The following is a 22,647-nucleotide window of genomic DNA, read 5'->3' as shown; positions in this document are numbered from 1 at the left end:
AGAAAAAGAGCCCCACCATGCCGTTTATAAACCGAGTTTTGAGCCTGCCTAAGCAGGTGGGTGTCCTCCTATGAGGTTCAACAGTCCCGCAAAAGGCATTGTTTTACCGCAATAGAGCCCGGACTCCCAATGTATGAAGTGTTGGTTCAAAACATCGAGACCATTTACGCACACAGTAGGGTTTTCTCTTGTGTATAGTATATCAAATTAATGTGAAAAATCAAGTCATGACGCAGAACAGCTGCCGTTCCGCCTAAATGGCCGATGCATTTTTGAAAAAAGCGGCGCCGTTTTAGCGGATACGCTTAAAGGCGTTTCGTGATCAAGTCACACCCCATGTACGGTCGCAGTGCTTCCGGCACAATGACGCTGCCGTCGGCTTGCTGATAATTTTCCAAAATGGCGGCTACCGTCCGGCCGACGGCCAGGCCGGAGCCGTTCAAGGTATGAACGTATTCCGGTTTGTCCTTCGGCGAACGACGGAACCGAATATTGGCACGGCGAGCCTGGAAGTCTTCCGTGTTGGAGCACGAAGAAATTTCCCGATACTTCTGTTGGGCAGGGAACCAAACCTCCACATCGAAGGTCTTGGCCGCCGAAAAACCGATATCGCCGCTGCAGAGGCACACGACATGATACGGCAGTCCCAACTCCTTCAAAATGTCTTCCGCATTCCGTGTCAGCTTATCCAGTTCATCATAACTTGATTCAGGCGTTACGTACTTGACCATTTCCACCTTATGGAACTGATGTTGACGGATCAGCCCGCGCGTATCGCGGCCCGCCGAACCTGCTTCGGCGCGGAAACACGGCGTCAGCGCCGTCAAATAAATCGGCAGTTGAGCACCGTCGATGATTTCGTCACGATAATAATTCGTCAGCGGCACCTCAGCCGTCGGAATCAGGAAATATTCCGTTCCTTCGAGACGGAACATATCTTCGTAAAACTTCGGCAGTTGCCCTGTTCCCTGCATGGATTCGCGATTGACGATATACGGTGGGATCACTTCCGTATACCCGTCCTTTTCCGTATGCCTGTCAAGCATGAAATTGTAGACGGCGCGTTCCAAACGGGCGCCGGCGCCAACATAAAAATAAAAGCGTGAGCCTGTAACTTTAGCGGCCCGTTCGGCATCGAGAATACCCAGTCTTTCTCCTACTTCCCAATGATCGAGAGGTTGGAAATCAAAGCTGCGCACTTCGCCCCACTTACGCACTTCCGGATTGTCGCTGTCATCATTGCCGAAGGGCACGGAAGCGTGACACATATTGGGAATCATCAATTGAATATCCCTGAGTCTTCCTTCTACATCGCGAATTTGTTTATCGAACGCATCGATTTCATCGCCCAGTTTTTTCATGGCTTTGATTTGTTCACCGGCATCTTCCTTATTCCTTTTCAAACGACTGATCTCTTGCGTCGCCGTATTCCGTTCATTCTTCATCGCTTCCGCTTTTTGGATCAATTCGCGCCGTTCTCCGTCCAAAGTTGCAAATGCGTCCAAATCAACCTTTGCGTGCCGGTTTTCAATATTAGCCTTCACGGCAGCCAGATTTTCACGTATAAATTTAGTATCTAACATCGCTGATCGTCTCCTTTACCGTCTTGAAATCATAATCCTTTTTGTTCAATACCGCTGTACAGGTACCCCATATGAAGAGTTGAATTTAAAAGCACAAAACGCCACTTACCATTATGACATTCCAAGACATTTATGCAAGTGTTGTCTTGCTTAATTTGCCAGAAATGACTCATGTCCAAGCCCAGCAGATCACAAATAATCGCTTTGTTAACGGCGTCATGAGCCGCTACCAGAACGGTTTTCCCGTCATACGCTTCGGCATACTCGGCAAAGGCGTCCCTGACGCGACGCCGCACGTCTTCCAGCGACTCGCCGCCGTCTCCCGGCATGGTCACCGTCTCCGGCCGCTCATGCCAGGCCGCGAATTCCGCCGGATAAGCACGCCTGATCTCATCGGCCAGACATCCCTCCCAAAGACCGTGATTGATCTCCAGCAATCGTTTGTCCTTGATAACCTGGAGCCGGTGCAGATCGGCGCAGAAAGTACACGTAAGATACGACCGGCGCAGAGGGCTGGAAATGCAGACATCGATCGGGACCTGACGCAGCCCTTCGGCAACCAGATGCCCCTGCTGCACCCCCTTTTCGCTGAGCGCCGTATCTTCCTGCCCTTGATAACGGCCTTCAATGTTCCACTGCGTTTCTCCATGTCTGATTAAAATGATTCGTACCATACCTACCTCCTACGACTGCGTTTCGCAATGAATCAGTTTCATGCCGAGTATCCCGTCTATAGAGCGAAGCTTCAACATAATATCGTTCGGAATGTCATCCTGCACGGCAATCGCCATGATATTATGCCCCGCTTTTGTCATCTTGCCGACTTGCATGCCGTTAATATTGATATGAGCCTGCCCCAGGATCGTGGAAATCTGGCCGATCATGTTCGGCTGATCGATATGCGGCGCCAACAGCAGATAGCCTTCCGGAGTGAAATCGACACGATATTCATCGATCTGTACGATCTTGGCTTCCGTATTATTAAACAGGGTTCCGACTAAAGAGTGTTCTCCTTTGTCCATCTTAATGCGAACCGTAACGGCATCGAGGAAATACCCTGCGTCATGGGACTTGATTTCCTTGACCGAAATATGGCGTGTCCGGGCAACTTCCGGCGCATTGACAAAATTGACCGATTCCTGAAGAATCGGATTAAGAGCACCTTTCAGGACGGCTGTCGTCAAAAGGCCGATTTCCGTATCGGCCAGTTTGCCCGTATATTCGACACTGATTTCCCGCATCGGTCCTTCAGACAGATAAACACCGAGAATGCCCATCCGTTCCATCAGATCAAAATACGGCTGAATCAGCGTATACACGTTTTTCGGAATCGGCGCCATATTGACGGCTGTCGGTACCGGTTCACCGCGCAGCGCCGCCATGACGCCTTCGGCAACATCCAGGGAAACGCCCTCCTGCGCTTCAATCGTCGAAGCCCCGAGATGCGGCGTAATGACGACGTTGTCCATGCCGATGAACGGATTGATATCCGTTGTCAGCGGTTCCGTCGGAAAAACGTCAATAGCGGCCCCCGCCACGTGACCGCTCTTCAGCGCTGCCGCCAAAGCTTCAATGTCGAGAACAGCGCCGCGGGAAACATTGATAAGACGGACGCCCTCCTTCATTTTAGCTATTTCGGCGGCGCCGATCATGCCGCGCGTTTCCTTCGTCAGCGGCGTATGGAGCGTAATGTAGTCCGCTTCTTTCAGGAGCGTATCCAGATCAACGAGCTCAACGCCCAACTGCTTGCCCCGCTCTTCGGGAATGTAAGGGTCACAACCGATCGTTCGCATTTCCATGGCCTGCATCCGCTTGGCAATACGCGAGCCGATACGGCCGACACCGACGATACCAATCGTTTTGCCGCGCAATTGGATGCCCGTAAATCGTTCCCGATCCCATTCGCCGGCAAGAAGTGAATTATACGCTTGCGGAATATGGCGCGTGACAGCCATGATCATGGCACATGTATGTTCCGTCGCCGCCACCGTATTCGATTCCGGCGCGTTAACGACAATAATGCCGCGCTGTGTGGCCGCCTTGATATCAATGCTGTCGACGCCGACACCGGCGCGGCCGATCACTTTCAACTTCTTCGCCGCCGCAATAACGTTAGCCGTAACATGTGTCATCGAACGCGTTACCAAACCGTCATATTCTCCGATGCAGGCGATCAGACCGTCTTCATCCAAATTCGTCTGCACTTCCACGTCATACCCGTTCCGGCGCAGCAATTCCACGCCTTTTTCCGATACATCATCGCTGACCAATATCTTCATTTCCTTTACCTCCTTATGCTCCCTACCGTCTCTTGCGGAACTCGTCCATAAATTCCGCCAGCACTTCACAAGCCTCCACGGTGACGGCGTTATAAATCGACGCTCTGCAGCCGCCAAGCGAACGATGGCCTTTCAGGCCGATAAGCCGCCGCGCCGCGCCGGCGGCAACGAAGGCCTTTTCCAATTCCGGCGTCGCCAACCGGAAAGTTACGTTCATTAAACTGCGCGAATTAACGGCGGCATGACCGCGGTAAAAACCGTTACTCCGGTCAATGGCATCGTAAACGATAGCCGCTTTTTGCCGATTGCGCATTTCCATCGCCGTCAGACCGCCGTTCCGGTCGATCCAATGCAAAACTTGATTGACAAAATAAATGGCGAAAACAGGCGGTGTATTATACGTCGAATCATGTTCGACAAAGGTTCGATATTGCAGCATTACGGGAATATCCGTTCGCGCCTGCTGCAGCAGCGTATCCTTTATGATCGCGACAACGGCGCCGGCAGGTCCGACATTTTTCTGCACCCCTGCATACAGTAAATCAAAATCGGCCACATGAACGGGGCGCGCCAGAAAATCACTCGACGCATCGCAGATGAGCGGCAGTCCGAGATGCGGATACTGTTGCCATTCCGTTCCGTAAATCGTATTATTGGACGTAATATAAAGATAATCCGTATCGTTTTGAAGGTGAATCGCGTCGATTTCCGGTATCCTTCCGAAATCTTCCTTTTTACCGCTGGCCGCTTCATAGACCGGCCCGAAAAAGGCGGCAGCTTCCATCGCTTTCGTTGCCCAAACGCCGGTATTGACATACGCGCCGCGCCGTTTCAGGAAATTGGCGCCATGCATCAGAAATTGCATGCTGCCGCCGCCTTGCAGAAAGACGATGTGGTACCCGTCGGGAATACGCATCACCTTTTTCAGCAGCGCAATCGTATCGGCCTGCAGTTCCTGATAGGCCGCACTGCGATGACTGATTTCAACGATACTCATACCGGTATGATTGAAATCGAGAAAATCGCGTTGTACTGTCTGCAAGACGGAGAGCGGCATCGCCGACGGTCCGGCATTAAAGTTATAAACTCGTTCCATACCCTGACACCTCTTCAGAAAAAATTAAAAACGGAGAAGTCGTCCCTTTGGGACGAGCTTCTCCATCTCGCGGTACCACCCAATTTGCCGTACTGGAAACAAAAAGTTCTCGCCCCTGAAAAGGGACGAGAACCTATTTCCCGCGTTGCCACCCAACTTGCCGTACGGCCATCTTTGCCAGCTGTACCGGGCATACCCGTCAAATTCATCATTTGCCGCTCCGGAGTGGAACGCCTCACCGTCATGCTGCCTCACAGCGACCGGCAGCTCTCTGAAAAGAATGGCAATTTGCTTCTCCCTCATAGCGTTTTCATAATTTCTTCTTATTATATCCAGCCGTCTGCCATCTGTCAAGGAAAGGACAAATGTCATTTATAAAACGACATGCTTATTTTTGATTGTGGCAGAGATCGGCAGAAATGCTTTCCAAATCCTTTTGCTTGCTTTCCACTCCCAACGAAAAGACGATGCAGGAAACGGCAACAAAGACTGCGGCGAACAGATAAAACACCGTCGTCATCTGTGCTCCTGCCGCAATCATCTCGCCAACCAGGAGAGGCGCCGTCATGCCGCCGATGCGGCCAAATCCGGCGGCCCAGCCGCTGCCGAGAGCGCGTATTCGTGTCGGATATAATTCAGGCGTATAGGCATAGATAACGCCCCAGGCGCCGAGATTGAAAAAAGACATGACTGCGCCCCATCCCATCAGAGCGACAGCCGTCGCGGCATGACCGAAAAAATATCCGGCAACGCCGCTTCCTAAAAGAAACAAGGACAGCGTATACCGACGACCAATAAAATCAACGAGCCAGGCAGCCGCATAATATCCCGGTAATTGCGCCAAAGTCATGACCAATACGTAGGAAAAGGTCTTGACGACAGTAAAGCCTTGCTGGTACACCAAGGACGGCAGCCACATGAAAATGCCGTAGTAACTGAAAACGATGCCGAACCAGGCCAACCATAACATACAGGTACGGCGGCGAAACTGCCGTGACCAGAGCAGGGAAAAGGACGCTTCCTCAGGCTCATAAGCGGCTTCCGCCGCAAACGGCTGAGACGGTACCTGAAGACGTGTTTCCAATTCCCGAACAATCGTCTTCGCCTTTTCAAAATCACCTTTTTTCAGCAAATAACGCACCGACTCCGGCATATGAATGCGGATCACGAAGGTATAGAGAGCAGGTAAAGCCCCCAAGGCAAACGCCCAGCGCCACCCATAAAGAGGAATGAAAAAATAGGCAATAAGCGCCGCGGCGATCCAGCCGACGGCCCAAAAACTTTCCAGAAGGACCAGAAAACGTCCCCGAACCCGTGCCGGTGAATATTCCGTAATCAACGTTGCCGCTACAGGCAGTTCTCCTCCCAGCCCGAAGCCGACGAGAAAACGGAAAAGTAAAAGCGTTTCGTAATTCCAGGCCAGCGCGCAAAGGCCGGTAGCCACGCTATACAACAGAATTGTCGCCGTAAAGATCTGTTTCCGCCCGAAGCGGTCGGCCATTGTTCCGGCCACAACGGCACCGAGAGCCATACCGATGAGCCCGATGCTGCCAATAAATCCCATTTGTGCCGGCGCCAGCTGCCAATCCTTGGCCAGAACCGGCAGGACAAACGCGATCAGCCCCGTGTCCATGGAATCAAAAAGCCACCCCAGGCCGGCAACAGTCAGCAGTTTGTAATGAAACGTACCAACAGGCAAAGCTTCCAATCGTTCTAAAATCATACGTTCATCTCCCTATATATACATCTGTCATGACAACTGTAAACAATACAAATTATAGCAGAAAAAACAAAAAAAGCAACAGGAATTCCTGTTGCTTTACTTCCCGTTGCCCGTCAATCCTCATATAAGACACCGCTTCGGCGCAGAGCCGCTTCAATGGCGCGCAACTCTCCTTCCGTAGCGGCCTCGACCAAATGGGTATGAATACCGCCGCTGATCTTGCTGAGCAGTTCGGCGTTGGCCTCGGCCATGCGCTGCAAATATGCGTTAACGTCGCGCCGTGAACGAAGATGCAGGCTGCCTTCCAAATTACCGTACACATCATGCTCAATGACAACATTATGAACGATACCGCCGTTGTCGACAATGGCTTCTAATTCCTGCCTCATTTTGTCGGCGCCATGACAGCAGACAAAAACGCGCCGGACGCGGCCATGTGCCGACGTCAGCATCTGATATCCGCGCGGTGTGGAAATGATCGGCACTCCTTGCGCACGCAGAACGGCGACATCGCCGACGATAATCTGGCGGCTGACCTGACACTGCCGGGATAAAGCCGTTCCCGTCAACGCGTTGGGCGAAGACGACAAAAGCCTGACGATTTCCTGCCGGCGTTCCTCTCCATCCATTTCACTCGTCTCCTTCCATTTCAACCAATTCGTGATACAGCGAAATCTCTTCCCAAGAGGCCCTAAAAAAAGACGCTATGCCGCATCCCCATAAAAGTCCGGTAAAAAATCCGGTAACGGTGCCAAGACCGATCTGGATAAGCCACGACAACAGATACAGAGGATAATAAAAAGCAAATACCTGAATGGCAATAAAAAAGAAAAGCCAACTTGCATAAAAAAGCGGCGTCCCCTTCAAAGGCGGGCATTGCAATTTTCCGATATCGGCAAAATAACGAAAATGCGGTAATTTATCGCGATGATAAAAGGAAACTGCGCCACCGATCAACACGCCGAGAAGAAACCACAAAAGCGTCATAAATAAAGCCTGGGCATAATAACAAATAATCGCTGCAGCCCAAAGTAAATACATAACGTGAGCAGAAAAAAAAGTCCACACGGAGCAGATGCACTGCCGGCGAAACCGGCATACATACAGGAACAAAACGACGGCTACCGTAATTTGGAATCCTGTAAACAAGGTATATAACTGGATCAATGCTCCTCTCTCCTTCCGGCGGCAACTGATGATACCAGTATCTTATCACATTTTCCTGCAAGAGGCATACAAAACCGGACAAAAAAAGAGTCTGCCGTATACTTTACCTACGGCAGACTCTGCTGCAATACCTGTTTATAACGCGGAAAAATCGATTGTGGCAAAAAGATCATCAACGGTTTCCGCACGGCGGATCTGCGTCACCGTACCATCCTCATGAAGCAACAGTTCTGCCGAACGGAGCTTGCCGTTATAATTAAATCCCATCGAATGACCGTGCGCCCCGGTATCGTGAATAGCCAGGATATCACCGTCTTCGATTTTCGGCAACTTACGGTCAATTGCAAATTTATCGCAATTTTCGCAAAGCGATCCGGTAACGTCATAAACATGATCGAGAGGCGCTTCTTCTTTTCCCATAACCGTCAGATGATGGTAAGAACCGTACATGCCGGGACGCATTAAGTTGGCCATAGAAGCGTCGACGCCGATATATTCTTTCCAAATATGCTTATGGTGAATCGCCGTCGTCACCAAATACCCGTAAGGCCCCGTAATAGCGCGGCCGCATTCGAAGGAAATGCGCGTTCGGTGAAGTCCGACAGGCTCCATAATCTCTTCAAAATACCGCCGAATACCGGCGCTGAGTTCAGCGTAATCGACAAAGTTTTCTTCCGGACGATACGGCAGTCCGATACCGCCGCCGAAATCGAGGAATTCAATATCGATGCCCAAAGTGTGATGAACTTCGGCAGCTAATTCAAACATCATTTTGGCCGTATGAATCAGGCCGCCGGCATTGAGTTCATTGGACACGACCATCGTATGCAGGCCGAAATGCTTTACGCCTTTCGTCTGAAGAATCGTGAGAGCTTCAAAGATTTGCTCCCGCGTCATACCGTATTTAGCCTCTTCCGGCACACCGATAATATCATTGCCGCCCTGCAACAACGGGCCGGGATTATAGCGGACACACATCCATTCCGGCAACGGCCCGTTTTCTTCCAAGTAATCAATCAGCGAAATATCATCTAAATTGATCAACGCACCCATTTCCAATGCCTTTTGATACTCTTCGTACGGCGTATCATTTGATGAAAAAACGATATCTCTGCCGCCGATGCCGACCTTTTCACAAAGAATCAATTCCGGCAAAGAACTGCAGTCCGCACCTACGCCTTCATTTTGGAGCAGGCGCATGATATACGGATTCGGCGTCGCCTTGACAGCAAAATATTCTTTGAAGTCATACGCCCAAGAAAAAGCATTGATCAGCTTACGGACATTATCAATAATCGCTTTTTCATCGTAAATATGAAAAGGCGTCGGATATTGCTTTATAATCTCGCGAATCTGCGTTTCCGTAAAAGGCACTTTCTTTTCATTCATGACAACGATTCCATCCTTTCTGCAAAAACCTGCAACTCTTTCCCTTATATCCATCCATTCTTGTCTCTTTTTCACGTTTATTATATAATAGTGCAAGGTAATTTGTAAAATAGATTATATCAATAAGATTGATTTGATATTCGAATGACGAGGTATGTGCCATGGATACAATCACGCTGCGCACCTTTATTACGCTGGCGCAGATCAAAAATTTTACCAAAACAGCCCAACAACTTTTCGTTGCCCAATCGACAGTTACAAATCGGATCCGCGATCTGGAATCGGAACTGGGTACGGCCTTATTCACGCGCAACCACAAACAAGTAGAACTGACGAGAGAAGGAAACACATTCCTCGACTACGCGCAACGCTTTGTCGAATTGGAAATAAAGGCCCTGCAGGAATTACAGTTGGCACCTGCCTATACGCGGCAGATTCGTCTGGGAACGACCAATACGATCTATGAATGTCACTTGCAAAAGAAATTGCTTGCCTATTTGACGGCAAAACCGCCTGTCTCTGTTGAAATTACGATCAGTCATACGAAGGAAATGTTGGAAATGCTGCAAAGCGGTCTTCTTGACGCCGTTTTTTCTTTCACGTCTCTATACAAAGAAGGCTTTATCTGTCGCCCCTACCACTGTGACACGATGCACCTCGTCTGCGCCGCCGCCAATGATGAATACAGAAACGGCATTTACCAGCGCGATCTGCAGACAATCGATTACTTATTCTGCAATTTCGCCCTGCAAGGCGTCGGCCTTTACATTCGCGACCTTTTCCCCAAACATCATCGTTTTCCCATAGAAATAGACAACAGTACGAAGCTGCCCCAATACGTTGCCGCCGGCCTTGGCTATACCTTTCTGCCAGAAAGCTTGATTGAAGAAGAACTCATTCAGCGCCGCCTTCGTTCAATTCCCCTGCTTGATTTTGCGCCGCCTCAAGTCGACAGCTACTACATTACGCGCAATCCAAATACGGTACCGCAAAAACTGGAGCAAGCCCTTTTGCTGTAAGCATGACCGGATCGTGCTATGAACACAGGCGGTATTCACACGGTACAGAGAGAGAGAGCTCTATCAGCAGCAAAAAGAACAGCAGGCAAAATTTCTTTGTGCCTGCCGTTCTCACGGCAACCTTGAAAATAAAGGGGCCTAATTCTTTTCGGACCTTTCCAGCCCGTAGACTTTTTGATAATGAAGAAGCTTTTTCAAACTGATTTTAGAGCCGCCGCAGGCTTCTACAACAATATTTTTATATGGCTTCAACAGCGGTAAATTATCATACACGACAGACAAAGAAGCGCCGCAAGCCGGTTCCACCAAGGTACGGCACTCATCGGCAAAGCGAAGGCAGGCCCGCACCGCGGCGGCGTCACTGACAATACAAGGGACAACCCGATATTGCAGCGCATAATCCAAAGCCTGTTGGGCCACTTTCTGCGCGCCGAGACTGGTCGCCACCGAATGAATGCCGTTAAGCGCTACCAAATGACCTGCCTTGACTGCGGCGGCTAAGGACGCTGTTCCTTCTGTTTCCACCGCAATAACAACCGTGTCTGTCCAACCATTGCGAATCAGCCCTTCCATGACGCCGCAGAATAAACCGCCGCCCCCTACGGAAAGGATAATACAGTCAGGCTGGCTGTCACATTGTTCTTTTAATTCATCGACGAGTGTTGCGTGTCCTTGCCAAAGAAGAGGATGATCGAAAGGCGGGATATAAGCGCCCTGTCGATTTGCCAAAAGTTCCCGCGCATAGGCATCGGCTTCATCCCAGACGTCACCATAAATAATGGCTTCCGCTCCCTGTGCACGCAGCAGTGCAACAGTCTCCTGATCCGTCGATTTCGGCACGACGACAGTAACCGGTATCCCTAACTTATGACCGACATAGGCTGCGGAGAGACCGGCGTTGCCTCCCGATGAAGAAATGAGACAAGCCGCTCCGTCAGCTACAGCCTGCCTGCACAGTCGTTCCATACCGCGCAGTTTAAACGATCCCGACGGCTGCCAGGCATCCATTTTTACCGCCACCTTGCGGCCCTGTGCATGTTGACTGAATAATTCAATTAGCGGTGTCTGCGAATACAATTGCATGCCACTCACGCTCCTTTGCTGGAATACTTGCGCTATTTATTGTATACTAAGACTATAATTTCATTATATCGAAATTTCTATATAATGAAATTATTTCCTTTATAACGGAATTATAGTCTATTATTCTTGTTTTGGCAAGTGTCATATGTGAGGTGTTTTATGGATACTATTAGTGAAAATATTGGGAGTAATCTCAAATTTATCCGCAAACAGCGAAACCTGACTTTAGAATCGCTTTCAGCGGCATCCGGTGTCAGCAAAAGCATGATAAGCGAAATTGAACGAGGTATCAGAAATCCTTCAATTTCGATATTGTGGAATTTAGCAAATACGTTGAAGACACCGCTGAATTTTTTCTTAAAACCGCAAGGAACGCAAGGGGCCGTCATTTATCGGCCTGTCGCGACATCTGTCGGCGATGATGAAACAGGCTGCATTTATCATCCGCTCATGGAATTTGACGAGTCTAAAGGGATTGAATTATATACCTGTACTTATCAGCCAGGCGGCTGTACAGCCAAACAAGTCCATTATGCCGGTGTCGAAGAGTATGCCTTTATTGCATCAGGCAACATCACGCTGCACCTTCCCGATGAAAATCTGACGGCAGCGGCCGGTGAAGTTCTCCACTTTCCCGGCGATAAACCGCATTGGTATTCCAACGACAGCCTGGACACAGCCGCTGTCTTCGTAATGATGTATTACCCCAAACTTTGACAGTACCCCGTCCGGAAAAAAACTGCCGCTTGATTGCAATGCCGCCTTACATGCAAAAAAGGTCTTGCCTTAAAGGCAAGACCTTTTTATTCTGTCTCTTACTGTGCTTTGGCTACGTCTACCAATTTTGCAAACCCGGCTGCATCATTGACAGCGAGATCGGCGAGCATTTTACGGTTAACGATAACACCGGCCTTCGTGAGACCGCAGATAAACCGGCTGTAACTCATACCGTTGGCACGGGACGCGGCATTGATACGGGCAATCCACAATTTGCGGAATTCACGTTTTTTCGTGCGACGATCACGACGAGCATAGAAAAGCGCCTTCATGACACTTTCGTTTGCTTTTTTGAAGAGACGGCTGCGCGTACCGCGATAGCCTTTAGCCATTTTCAAGATTTTTTTATGACGAGCGTGTGCTGTAACACCGACTTTAATTCTAGCCATTATATGATTCCTCCCAATTTACAATTGCAAACTACGACAGCTTATGCGTACGGGCACATTTTACGAATGGCATCAAGATTGGTTTTGGCCACTAATGCCGCTTTACGTAAGTTCCGTTTCCGTTTTTGAGATTTCTTTTCCAAGATATGACTCTTATAAGCCTTCGCACGTTTGAATTTACCGGTTCCCGTCAAGGAAAAACGTTTTGCCGCAGCGCGGCGGGTTTTTAATTTCCGCATGATACAATATCCTCCTCTTACTTCACCTTATTGACAGCCATAACCATCGTCATGTTTCTGCCCTCTATTTTCGGCTCTTTTTCTACGTGTGCAAGTTCTTTCAGTTCATCAGCGAAACGAATCAGCAAATTTCTGCCCAATTCAGGATGGCTCATTTCACGGCCGCGGAACATGATCGTCACCTTGACCTTGCTGCCTTCACCTAAAAACTTTTCTGCAGCCTTCTTTTTGACGTTGAAATCATGGTCTTCAATGTTGGGCCGTAATTTGACTTCTTTCAACGTCAGCACTTTTTGTTTCTTCTTAGCCTCTTTTTCGCGTTTCTGCTGTTCGTAGCGATACTTGCCATAATCCATAATACGACAGACAGGCGGTTTGGCATTCGTAGCAACTTCAACCAAATCCAACCGGCGTTCTTCAGCGATCTGCAGAGCTGAACGAAGCGACATGACGCCAAGCTGTTCGTTCGTATCACTTACTACGCGGACTTCACGGGCTCTGATTTGTTCGTTAATACGCTGTTCCTTACTAATCGTCTTTCACCTCCATAAAAAAAGAACGGACAGCATGGGCTATCCGCTCTTACCGTACAACATAAACCCTAGTAACGTAACGTCGTGTAAGGTGAGAAGCGGATAGCCTCTGCTTGATTTTAACGAATTTATTTTATCAAATATATACGCACGCTGTCAAGAAAAATATTCTAATCTCATCGTTTGCGAAGCACGAAGCGGTAATCTTGTTCCGCCTTCGGATATTTATTCCTGTCAATTTCGCCCATAAACTCTTTCAGCGGCCTGGCATAGGTCTTCCGATTTCCGTCCAGCGCTTTGTAAATAACGAATTGAGCACCCGTTTCCGTATGTTCGGCCAAGGTGATGATCTGGTACGTACCTCCCTTGAAATGAAGCCAAATTTCCTTTTCTTGCGGTAAATCTCTCATGCGTTCCTCCTTTTGTCCGACTTGCCAACTATGCCCTACATTGTAGCACACCGAGACTAAAAAGTCGTCATTTCGACAAATATTTTTTCCGCATACGTATCCGTCATGCCGGCGATGTAATCAATACAGGCAATTCGGTAATCGCGCTCCGTCGAGCTGATGCGATAGAGCACGGTATTGCCGAAATCGTTGCCGAATTTATCGTGCAGCGCCGTTTTCCTGCCGACGTCGGACAACTTGTACATCCGTTCCAGAAAATGACGTCCCAGCGTCGGGTAATCGTGCTGCAGAAGGCGAAGATTGTCTAAGGTTCCGTCGCCGGCATAGCATTCTTTTAAAAGAGAGTAAATTGATTCCAATATCAGACGAGCGTAAGCATGGTAAATTTCCAACCGTTTGCTGCGATAAATATGCTGGTAATTAAATTTCATGACTGTATCCATAAGTTGCAAATGTGACGCCGACAAGACCAACCCTTTTTCCGGCGTGCTTTCGCGGCAAATATCCGTTACCAGCGGATACATAATGGCTGTATTCGTAACCGATTGGAGATTCATCCGCAGATGACTGTTCAATTGCCGCAACAGCTCCTTCAGCGGCTGCCCGTCCTCTTTAAGGATGTGCAACCTGACGGCGTCCTCAATATCTCTGCCAAGATAAGCGATCTTATCGGCAATTTTGACGACACAGCCTTCCCAGGTGTACGGTTCATACTCATTAGGGCGACGGATCACGTCCAGATCAAGGCCTTCCCGTCGCGGCCGCAATACGGTTTGCCGCACTTCGCCGCAATGACTGATAATGCCGTCACGAACGGCATACGTCAACATCAGATTGCTGGTTCTGCCGGCAGGATCCAACAAGGTCTCAATGGAATCGACTACACGCAACCCCTGCCGTTCATGCCAGAACGTTTCCCCCAATTCCTTCTTACTGATTTCCCACAACACCCGTTCTCCCAAATGCCCGAAAGGGGAATGCCCCAAATCATGGCCCTGCGCGATCGCCCCGATCAACTCCGTGTTCAGTCCCAAGAACTGCCCGATCGTGCTGCTGACGGAGTTCACTTGGTTAACGTGATCGATACGCGTCGAAATGTGATCATTCTTCGTCGTGAAAAAAACCTGTGTTTTGTGTTTCAGCCGACTGTATGCCGTCGAATGAATAATCCGCGTGTAGTCCCGTCCGAACTCGGTACGAAAATCACCTTCACGCCGATAAAGACGCCCTTTTCTGGCGACTGCCTGTCGCCAATGAGGATGTTGCTCATCCATCCGCACACTCGCAAAAGACCCTTTCATCGTTCCTCCTTTATGTGGATTTTTTCCGCTTGTAATAGTGATAAATTCCGTAAGCCACGGCAATCCCCATCACGAGAACCAGTAAACGTCCGCCATGCTGTTGTATATGAATCAAGTCATGCCCCAACCAAACTTCAATGACGACGGCAGGCAATTTACCGACAAAAGTCGCCGCCGTATGGTCACGAAAGCCGATCTTGCTCATCGCTATCAAGGCAGTAAAGAGAACGTTGGGGGAATACGGGATCGCTCTGGCAATAGCGACATTCTTTATCGTACTGTACGAATCAATTTTGCTGAGCATATTGCTCTTTTCAATCAAGCGCTGCGCGTAGCCGCGCAAAACGGTTCGCATGATCAGAAACCCCGCTTCATTGCCCAGAAACTCGCCGATCCATGAAATAATGATGCCGGGAATTAACCCGAACATGATGCCGTTGACAATGAGAAAAGGCAATGACGGCAGGCCGGTCATGTTGGTCAAAACGATCATGAAAATACTGATAGCCATCGCACCGTAGCCGAAGGAGCCGATATAGCCGATCAGACCGCGAATATTTCCGCTCGTCGTCAATACCACCAAGTTGTGATAAAAATCGGGAATAAAAAAATGAACGGCCACAAAGATCAGCAAGAGAATGATGCAAACGGCAATTTGCAACCATCGGTTCGACTCAATAATCGGTTTCCGTTTCATGATTCGTACCCCTTTAACTGACGCAACGCCTTCCGGACTTCAGCAACGGCGATCTGTTTCGCTTCTTTTTCGGCAATGTCGACATGGAGCCGCTGTTTTGCTTCCTTCTTGATGCGCCCGTACAATCCTTTTGGGAACTCCGGATACGTAGTGGTAATACCGCGCGGAAAAACAGCCTCCCGTTCCAGGATATACCCTTCAGGGCAATAGCCCGACGGCCTTGGATGTCCGGGATCAAAATATAAAAGGGCAGCATGTTTGCCGCTGCCGCTAACGACGACAAACACATCTACATCACCGATTGTGCGGACTTTATGAAAAAAAAGCCGACCGCCGGTATCGGCTAACCGCAACTTGGATAAATAACTCCATTCTCCAAAGCTCCCGTTAACGGGAATCGGATTGGTCGGGACCTTGCCAAATTCGCCGCTACCATCTATTTCATCGCAGTTTCGTCCTTGTAACAAAGCATTTCTGATGTTCTCCGGCAACAATTGGTTTTGCTCTTCCGGCGAATTAAAAAGCCGATAAGCGCGATTATAAATCTTATCGCTTCCCGATTCGGCCGGTTTATTCTGATAAAAGGCATCTAAAAACCCCATTTCTTTCTCCTTTTCAATCTTTATTTAAGCTTTTATTTATTATATGATGTTCCCTTCCGGCTGTCGAGGGAAGGCCTGCCTTTCTGTATCGCTATTCTTCTTAAACAATTAAAGTTTTGAATATTTTTAGAAAATTTATACATATTTTATATTTTTCAATCTTTTTTAATTCCGCCTTTTTCAGTTAAAACACCGACATTTATCTGTCCTGTAACTTAATTTGGCATAACCGGAAAAACAACAATTGCATTTGCATCATTTTGAGTGTGTATTAATGCCTAAGATGCCTATTGTATTTTTTATGGCTAGTGCTATTATGATTTTAGATAGATTAAACGTTTTAGATTTTGTTTTATCTATCTGTTTACTATAAATCATATGTATCTCGAATTTGTATCACGAAGAGGTGACCATACAATGACACAGTTAAATGAAAACGTAAAATTAGTTATATCACTCGGAATCTTAATGAGTTATAGTTTTGTTGTCAATATGCTATAAAGTAATTAAGCTTATGAATATTCATTTAATTGCATTTACAGACAGAAAGGAGCTTTCCCTATGAGCGGTTTAAACGGAAATTTCAAGTTGATTATTTCCCTCGGCATTCTGATGAGCTACAGCTTCATCGTTAATATGTTCTAAGTGGAAAATGGCATGGCAAAAGCAGCAGTCCTACTCTTATCGATATCGAGATTTTTATGAACCATATCTTCGATAAGAGGAACTGCTGCTTTTATTTTTCCCTTTTTCGGCCAGTCCAAATTTAAGCATTCTTTTTACGCCTTGCATCTTATCATTCAATGACTAATCAGCATAGGAATATCTCCTTTTTCCTCTTGCTTTTCTTTGTGAAAAAATATACTATATGTATGTAGAGATTGTGAAATTTGGAACTCATATTTTACAGCAGTTGCTGAATTTATGACGTTACCGGATTGTCCGATCATATTCATGTTTGAAACAGCAGATTCATCTACTGTATGAAAAAGTATACCTAATTTATTTTCGCATTCAGAAAGGGTGGTTATGAGATGAAAGAAGTAGTAATCGCAAGCGCTTGCCGTACAGCTGTTGGTAAATATGGCGGAGCTTTCAAAGACGTTCCTGCCGTAGATCTCGGCGCTGTCGTTATTGAAGAAGCAATCAAACGGGCCGGTATCCAGAAGGAAGCCGTTGAAGAAGTCGTAATGGGCAATGTTCTCCAGGCAGGCCTCGGACAGAATCCTGCTCGTCAGGCAATGATCAAAGCCGGTCTTTCCATCGAAACCCCGGCCATGACAATTAACAAAGTTTGCGGATCCGGTCTTCGTTGCGTATCGTTGGCAGCACAGATGATCAAAGCCGGTGACGCTGATATTATCGTAGCAGGCGGCATGGAAAACATGTCGATGGCTCCGTATCTCGTACAAAAAGCTCGTTGGGGCTATCGTATGGGCGACAGCAAATTCGTTGATGAAATGATTAAAGACGGCTTATGGGACGCTTTCAATCAATATCACATGGGTATGACGGCAGAAAACGTTGCCGAACGCTTTAATGTAACCCGCGAAGATCAAGATGCTTTGGGCTGCCGTTCGCAGGTCAGAGCTTGTGAAGCCATTAAGAGCGGCGCATTCAAAACGCAGATCGTTCCCGTCGTCATTCACGGCAAAAAAGGCGACATTATCGTTGATACGGACGAATTCCCTCGCGAAGGCACAACAGTCGAAGGTCTCGCCAAATTAAAACCGGCATTCAAAAAAGACGGCGGCACGGTTACGGCAGGTAACGCTTCCGGCATCAACGACGGCGCTGCCGCATTTGTCGTCATGTCTGCTGACAAAGCCAAAGAACTCGGCATTAAGCCGCTTGCCAAAATCGTAAGCTACGCTTCTGCCGGCGTTGATCCCGCTATCATGGGTACAGGCCCCGTTCCCTCTTCCCGCAAAGCCCTTGAAAAAGCCGGCTTGACAGGCGACAAACTCGATCTTATCGAAGCAAACGAAGCCTTTGCAGCACAGGCTGTATATTGCTGCCGTGAGCTCGGTCTTGACATGAATAAAGTCAACATCCATGGCGGTGCTATTGCGATCGGACACCCGATCGGTGCATCTGGCGCCCGTATTCTCGTTACACTTCTCTACGGTCTCCAGGAAGTTGACGGCACTTATGGTTTGGCTACACTCTGCATCGGCGGCGGCCAGGGTACGGCTTGCATCGTCGAACGGATCAAATAAGATTCTTTCACACAGGGAATCAAAAAAAGAAAGACAGGACATGATGTCCTGTCTTTCTTTTTACCTGCACACATACTTTCTGAATGTCCTATCTACGTTTCCGCCATCCCCGCTTTCGACCTATTTATGCCGCTCTGTCGACTGCCCGCCGCGCTATATACTCTCGCTTCCCATGACGTAGCCAGGCGTTTATCGGCAATACGGACGTTCCTACTCTCCTGATGATCGCCTCCAGACAGAGGCAGTCTGTGATCCCGGAAAATGGTTATCCCCTCTTTATGGGCCCCTTTGCTCGGATCCCGACAATAGACGGCTTACCATCGTCCGGCGCCATAACGCTTGTCCTCCCCGTTTACTACGCTCCTTACCGGGCACGTTACTGGGAACACCGGCGACAGGTTCCGTATCAACAGATTCCATATCGTTAATACGAACCGGCGTGACTTCCGGCTTCCATGATTTAAAAATCTTATATCGCTTTAAACGGTGGGCCATCCCATGAAATCCGATATACGCGATCCCGTTCCTGATAGCAAGGCTTATTCCAGCAAAAAAAGAGGACTCCATATGGAGTCCTCTTTTTCAAGCATATCGCTTTTATTCTTAGCCTTCAAAACCGCTCTGGAAACGTACATATGTCTGACGGCGGGCTTTAGCGTCGGCTTCAGTCTTTTCATAAAGAGACTGTGCCATATCGGGGAACGCCTTTGCCAAGGAAGCATAACGAACTTCTCCCTGGAGGAATTCCTGGAACTTCGTGTAGTCCGGTTCTTTCGAATCGAGACTGAACGGATTCTTGCCTTGAGCTGCCAGATCCGGATTGTACCGGAAAAGATCCCAGTAACCGCAGGATACGGCGAGTTTTTCTTCTTCCTGGCTCTTGCCCATGCCCTTGCGGATACCGTGGTTAATGCAAGGAGCGTAGCAAATAACGAGAGACGGGCCATGATACGCTTCAGCTTCGTTGATTGCTTTCATGAGCTGATTCTTATCGGCTCCCATGGATACCTGAGCCACATAGACATATCCGTAGGAAATAGCCATCATCCCGAGGTCCTTCTTCTTCGTCCGCTTGCCGGATGCGGCGAACTGCGCGATAGCAGCCGTCGGCGTAGCCTTGGAAGACTGGCCGCCCGTATTGGAATATACTTCCGTATCGAGAACAAGGACATTGATGTCCTGATCAGAAGCGAGGACATGATCGACACCGCCGTAACCGATATCGTAGGACCAGCCGTCACCGCCGATGATCCAGTGGGAACGTTTTACGAGGAACTGTTTCTTTTCGAGGAATTCTTCGAGGATTGCCTTGCCTGCAGCTTCAGCCTTCAGGAGAGCTTCCACTTTATCAGCGCGTTCACGGCTCCCTTCGCCTTCCATGAGGTTGGCAGCCCAGTCGCTGAGAGCAGCCTGAAGTTCCGGAGAAGCAACAGCTTTGGCTTCTTCAACTTTAGCAGCCATATCCTGACGAACCTTATCTACACCGATGAACATGCCGAGACCGAATTCAGCAGCATCTTCGAAAAGGCTGTTCGCCCAGGAAGGACCATGACCTGCGGCATTAGTCGTATACGGAGCAACCGGAGCGGATGCACCCCAAATGGAGGAGCAGCCCGTTGCATTGGCAATCATCATGCGATCGCCGAAGAGTTGCGTAACGAGTTTGACATACGGTGTTTCGCCGCAACCGGCGCAAGCGCCGGAGAATTCGAGGAGAGGCGTTTCGAACTGAGAACCGATAACGGTCTTCTTGTTCTGCGGATTAGCTTTCGGCGTTACCGTTTCCGTGCCATAGTACCAAAGATCCATCTTAGCGCGTTCTTCGTCCGTATTCGGTACCATCGTCAACGCCTTGACAGGGCAAACATTTACACAACTGCCGCATTCGAGACAGTCAAGTTGGTCAACGACAATCGCGAAATCATATTCTTTGCCAGATTTTGCTTTCGGAGCAACTTTATACCCTGCCGGAGCTGCAGCCGTTTCTTCTTTTGTCGTCAAAACAGGGCGAATAGTAGCATGAGGACATACAAAAGAGCACTGCGTACAACCGATACATTTTTCGCTGTCCCAAGCCGGTACATGCAGAGCCGGGCCGGCTTTTTCAAATTTAGAAGTGCCCGACGGCATCGTACCGTCTTCACGACCTACGAAGTCGGATACTTTCAAATCATCACCGATCTGACCGAGAACGGGCGCTGCAACATTTTCAAAATATTCGCTCGTCGGACGGCCCGCTACCACTTCATCAACAGCATCAGCCCAAGAAGCAGGATACTGTACTTCATGGAATTCACCGACACCGGCATCAACGGCAGCCCAGTTCATGTCAACAACCTTCTGCCCCTTCTTGCCATAGCTCTTGACAATGGAGTCTTTCAAATATTTAACGGCATCTTCGAGAGGAATAACCTTTGCCAAGGCAAAGAAAGCAGCCTGCATAACCATGTTGATACGCGTGCCGAGGCCGAGTTTCTGGCCGATGGCATCACCGTTCAGCGTGTAGAACTTAACGTGATTCTTAGCGATATCGCGTTTAATCTTTGCAGGAAGTTCTTTTTCCAATTCTTCGTCCGTCCAGGTACAGTTCAGCATGAACGTACCGCCGTCTTTAACGCCGCGGAGCAAATCGAAGCGACGTACATAAGATTGACGGTGGCAGGCAATGTAGTCGGCTGCGTCAATCAGATACGGCATTTCAATCGGCTGTGTCCCGAACCGCAAGTGAGAAATCGTGACACCGCCGGATTTCTTGGAATCATAGGCAAAATATGCCTGAGCATACATGTCCGTGTGGTCGCCGATAATCTTGATGGCCGATTTATTGGCGCCAACAGTACCGTCGGAGCCGAATCCCCAGAATTTGCAAGATGTCAGGCCCGTCAGATCCATCGGCATCTTCGGTGCCCGTGCCAGGGAAAGATTCGTAACGTCATCAACGATACCGATCGTAAAGCCGTTAAGAGAATGTTCTTTATTGAGTTCTTCAAAGACGGGGAGAATATCTTCAGGAACAACGTCTTTGGAGCCGAGACCGGCACGGCCGCCAATCAAATCAATGGCCAGACCGCTTTCCTTGACATAATCGACGATGTCCAAATAAAGGGGTTCACCGAGAGAACCCGGTTCTTTCGTACGGTCGATAACGGCGATCTTTTTAACCGTTTTCGGCAATACGGCGGCCAAATGCTTGGCCGAGAACGGACGATAGAGATGAACGTTGATGGCCCCGACTTTTTCGCCCTGACCGACGAGATATTTGACAGCCTGTTTTACAACGTCCGATAAGGAACCCATGGAAACGATAACGCGTTCCGCATCAGGAGCGCCTACATAATTGAAAGGCTTATATGTACGGCCGGTGATTTCAGAAATCTTATCCATGTATTCTTCAACAATGTCCGGCATCGCTTCGTAGAACTTGTTATTTGCTTCACAATGCTGGAAGTAAATATCCGGGTTTTCAGCAGTGCCGCGAACCTGAGGAGCATCCGGATTCAAGGCGCGCTTGCGGAAATCGTTCAACGCATCCCAATCTACCAAATCGCGATAGTTTTCAAAATCCATGACTTCAACTTTTTGAATTTCATGGGATGTGCGGAAACCGTCAAAGAAGTTGATGAAAGGCAAACGGCCTTTCAGAGCGGCCAAATGAGCAACGCCGGCCAGATCCATTACTTCCTGTACATTGGATTCGGCCAAAAGACAGCATCCCGAAGCGCGAGCGGACATGACGTCCTGGTGATCGCCGAAAATGCTCAACGCATGATTAGCCAAAGCACGAGCAGCTACATGGAAGACACCGGGAAGCAATTCGCCGGCAACTTTATACATATTCGGAATCATCAATAAAAACCCTTGCGAAGCTGTATATGTGGTGGTCATGGCACCGGCCTGCAAAGAACCGTGGAACGCACCTGCTGCACCGGCTTCAGACTGCATTTCAACGACTTTTACGGTGCTGCCGAAAAGGTTTTTCATACCGGCAGCTGCCCAATCATCGACATGTTCAGCCATAGGAGAAGACGGTGTAATCGGGTAAATTGCAGCAACTTCGGTAAATGCATAGGACGCCCATGCAGCCGCTTCATTACCATCCATGGTTTTAAATTTGCTCATAGAAAAAACACGCTCCTTTATT

The 22,647-nt window shown here is 48.7% G+C and carries 20 protein-coding genes, 1 other RNA gene and 1 other annotated feature; of the genes, 3 read left to right on the top strand and 18 right to left on the bottom strand.

All coding sequences use genetic code 11. The features are described from left to right. Positions 1 to 5: 5 nt before the first annotated feature. The 9 genes from ssrS to C0977_RS09765 all read right to left on the bottom strand — a co-directional run bounded on the left by ssrS (position 6) and on the right by C0977_RS09765 (position 9,237). Positions 6 to 185: non-coding RNA, 6S RNA (gene ssrS, locus C0977_RS09810), on the bottom strand. A gap of 120 nt (positions 186 to 305) precedes the next feature. Continuing rightward, positions 306 to 1,583 carry a serine--tRNA ligase gene (gene serS, locus C0977_RS09805; protein WP_101913261.1) on the bottom strand — a complete coding sequence of 426 codons (1,278 nt, stop codon included), beginning with the start codon at positions 1,581 to 1,583 and terminating at the stop codon, positions 306 to 308. Positions 1,584 to 1,612: 29 nt separating this feature from the next. After that, positions 1,613 to 2,257 carry a histidine phosphatase family protein gene (locus C0977_RS09800; RefSeq protein WP_101913260.1) on the bottom strand — a complete coding sequence of 215 codons (645 nt, stop codon included), beginning with the start codon at positions 2,255 to 2,257 and terminating at the stop codon, positions 1,613 to 1,615. A 9-nt stretch (positions 2,258 to 2,266) separates the two neighbouring features. After that, on the bottom strand, positions 2,267 to 3,862 hold the full coding sequence (serA, locus tag C0977_RS09795) for a phosphoglycerate dehydrogenase (protein ID WP_101913259.1): 1,596 nt from the start codon (positions 3,860 to 3,862) through the stop codon (positions 2,267 to 2,269). A gap of 22 nt (positions 3,863 to 3,884) precedes the next feature. Further along, the gene (gene serC / locus C0977_RS09790) at positions 3,885 to 4,958 is read right to left on the bottom strand and encodes a 3-phosphoserine/phosphohydroxythreonine transaminase (RefSeq protein ID WP_101913258.1); all 1,074 of its coding nucleotides are present in this window, start codon (positions 4,956 to 4,958) and stop codon (positions 3,885 to 3,887) included. A gap of 388 nt (positions 4,959 to 5,346) precedes the next feature. Then, positions 5,347 to 6,681, bottom strand: coding sequence for an MFS transporter (locus tag C0977_RS09780; protein WP_101913257.1), 1,335 nt, complete (start codon positions 6,679 to 6,681; stop codon positions 5,347 to 5,349). Between the two features lie 113 nt (positions 6,682 to 6,794). Further along, the gene (locus tag C0977_RS09775; RefSeq protein WP_023054160.1) at positions 6,795 to 7,310 is read right to left on the bottom strand and encodes a transcription repressor NadR; all 516 of its coding nucleotides are present in this window, start codon (positions 7,308 to 7,310) and stop codon (positions 6,795 to 6,797) included. A gap of 1 nt (position 7,311) precedes the next feature. Continuing rightward, complete coding sequence (locus C0977_RS09770; protein ID WP_101913256.1) at positions 7,312 to 7,848, bottom strand: hypothetical protein; 537 nt, start codon at positions 7,846 to 7,848, stop codon at positions 7,312 to 7,314. A 135-nt stretch (positions 7,849 to 7,983) separates the two neighbouring features. Next, positions 7,984 to 9,237 (bottom strand): diaminopimelate decarboxylase family protein, encoded by a 1,254-nt coding sequence (locus C0977_RS09765; RefSeq protein WP_101913286.1) that lies wholly within the window; start codon positions 9,235 to 9,237, stop codon positions 7,984 to 7,986. A gap of 161 nt (positions 9,238 to 9,398) precedes the next feature. On the opposite strand from C0977_RS09765, the gene C0977_RS09760 reads away from it, so the two are divergent. After that, positions 9,399 to 10,256 carry a LysR family transcriptional regulator gene (locus tag C0977_RS09760; RefSeq protein WP_101913255.1) on the top strand — a complete coding sequence of 286 codons (858 nt, stop codon included), beginning with the start codon at positions 9,399 to 9,401 and terminating at the stop codon, positions 10,254 to 10,256. A gap of 138 nt (positions 10,257 to 10,394) precedes the next feature. Here C0977_RS09760 and C0977_RS09755 read toward each other — a convergent pair whose 3' ends face one another. Further along, positions 10,395 to 11,339: a pyridoxal-phosphate dependent enzyme gene (locus tag C0977_RS09755; protein ID WP_101913254.1), complete on the bottom strand. Its 945-nt coding sequence runs from the start codon at positions 11,337 to 11,339 to the stop codon at positions 10,395 to 10,397. Between the two features lie 159 nt (positions 11,340 to 11,498). On the opposite strand from C0977_RS09755, the gene C0977_RS09750 reads away from it, so the two are divergent. Next, positions 11,499 to 12,056 (top strand): helix-turn-helix domain-containing protein, encoded by a 558-nt coding sequence (locus C0977_RS09750; RefSeq protein ID WP_101913253.1) that lies wholly within the window; start codon positions 11,499 to 11,501, stop codon positions 12,054 to 12,056. 98 nt (positions 12,057 to 12,154) lie between these two features. Here the strand turns inward: C0977_RS09750 and rplT are convergent, their stop codons facing one another. From rplT to C0977_RS09715, 7 genes are all read right to left on the bottom strand, one after another. Beyond that, positions 12,155 to 12,505 carry a 50S ribosomal protein L20 gene (gene rplT / locus C0977_RS09745; protein WP_023054158.1) on the bottom strand — a complete coding sequence of 117 codons (351 nt, stop codon included), beginning with the start codon at positions 12,503 to 12,505 and terminating at the stop codon, positions 12,155 to 12,157. Positions 12,506 to 12,546: 41 nt separating this feature from the next. Further along, positions 12,547 to 12,744 carry a 50S ribosomal protein L35 gene (gene rpmI, locus C0977_RS09740; protein WP_101913252.1) on the bottom strand — a complete coding sequence of 66 codons (198 nt, stop codon included), beginning with the start codon at positions 12,742 to 12,744 and terminating at the stop codon, positions 12,547 to 12,549. A gap of 17 nt (positions 12,745 to 12,761) precedes the next feature. Beyond that, entirely contained in the window at positions 12,762 to 13,277 is a 516-nt protein-coding gene (gene infC / locus C0977_RS09735) for a translation initiation factor IF-3 (RefSeq protein ID WP_036243049.1), read from the bottom strand. 11 nt (positions 13,278 to 13,288) lie between these two features. Beyond that, positions 13,289 to 13,398: a sequence feature (ribosomal protein L20 leader region), on the bottom strand. Positions 13,399 to 13,453: 55 nt separating this feature from the next. Further along, entirely contained in the window at positions 13,454 to 13,687 is a 234-nt protein-coding gene (locus C0977_RS09730; RefSeq protein ID WP_023054220.1) for a DUF1653 domain-containing protein, read from the bottom strand. Positions 13,688 to 13,743: 56 nt separating this feature from the next. After that, positions 13,744 to 14,988: a deoxyguanosinetriphosphate triphosphohydrolase family protein gene (locus tag C0977_RS09725; protein WP_101913251.1), complete on the bottom strand. Its 1,245-nt coding sequence runs from the start codon at positions 14,986 to 14,988 to the stop codon at positions 13,744 to 13,746. Positions 14,989 to 14,998: 10 nt separating this feature from the next. Next, entirely contained in the window at positions 14,999 to 15,685 is a 687-nt protein-coding gene (locus tag C0977_RS09720) for a TVP38/TMEM64 family protein (RefSeq protein WP_023054207.1), read from the bottom strand. Beyond that, positions 15,682 to 16,287 (bottom strand): hypothetical protein, encoded by a 606-nt coding sequence (locus C0977_RS09715; protein ID WP_101913250.1) that lies wholly within the window; start codon positions 16,285 to 16,287, stop codon positions 15,682 to 15,684. Before C0977_RS09715 ends, C0977_RS09720 begins: the two co-directional genes overlap by 4 nt. A 1,034-nt stretch (positions 16,288 to 17,321) precedes the next feature. Between C0977_RS09715 and C0977_RS09710 the strand changes: the two genes are divergently transcribed. After that, on the top strand, positions 17,322 to 18,506 hold the full coding sequence (locus C0977_RS09710) for an acetyl-CoA C-acetyltransferase (protein WP_101913249.1): 1,185 nt from the start codon (positions 17,322 to 17,324) through the stop codon (positions 18,504 to 18,506). A 603-nt stretch (positions 18,507 to 19,109) separates the two neighbouring features. Here C0977_RS09710 and nifJ read toward each other — a convergent pair. Continuing rightward, entirely contained in the window at positions 19,110 to 22,625 is a 3,516-nt protein-coding gene (gene nifJ, locus C0977_RS09700; protein WP_101913247.1) for a pyruvate:ferredoxin (flavodoxin) oxidoreductase, read from the bottom strand. Positions 22,626 to 22,647 lie beyond the last annotated feature (22 nt).

The organism is Megasphaera vaginalis (ex Bordigoni et al. 2020), assembly GCF_900240295.1.
GTDB lineage: Bacteria > Bacillota > Negativicutes > Veillonellales > Megasphaeraceae > Megasphaera > Megasphaera vaginalis.
Note: the sequence above shows the minus strand (reverse complement) of the source record. Positions and strands in the feature narration are given on the sequence as shown.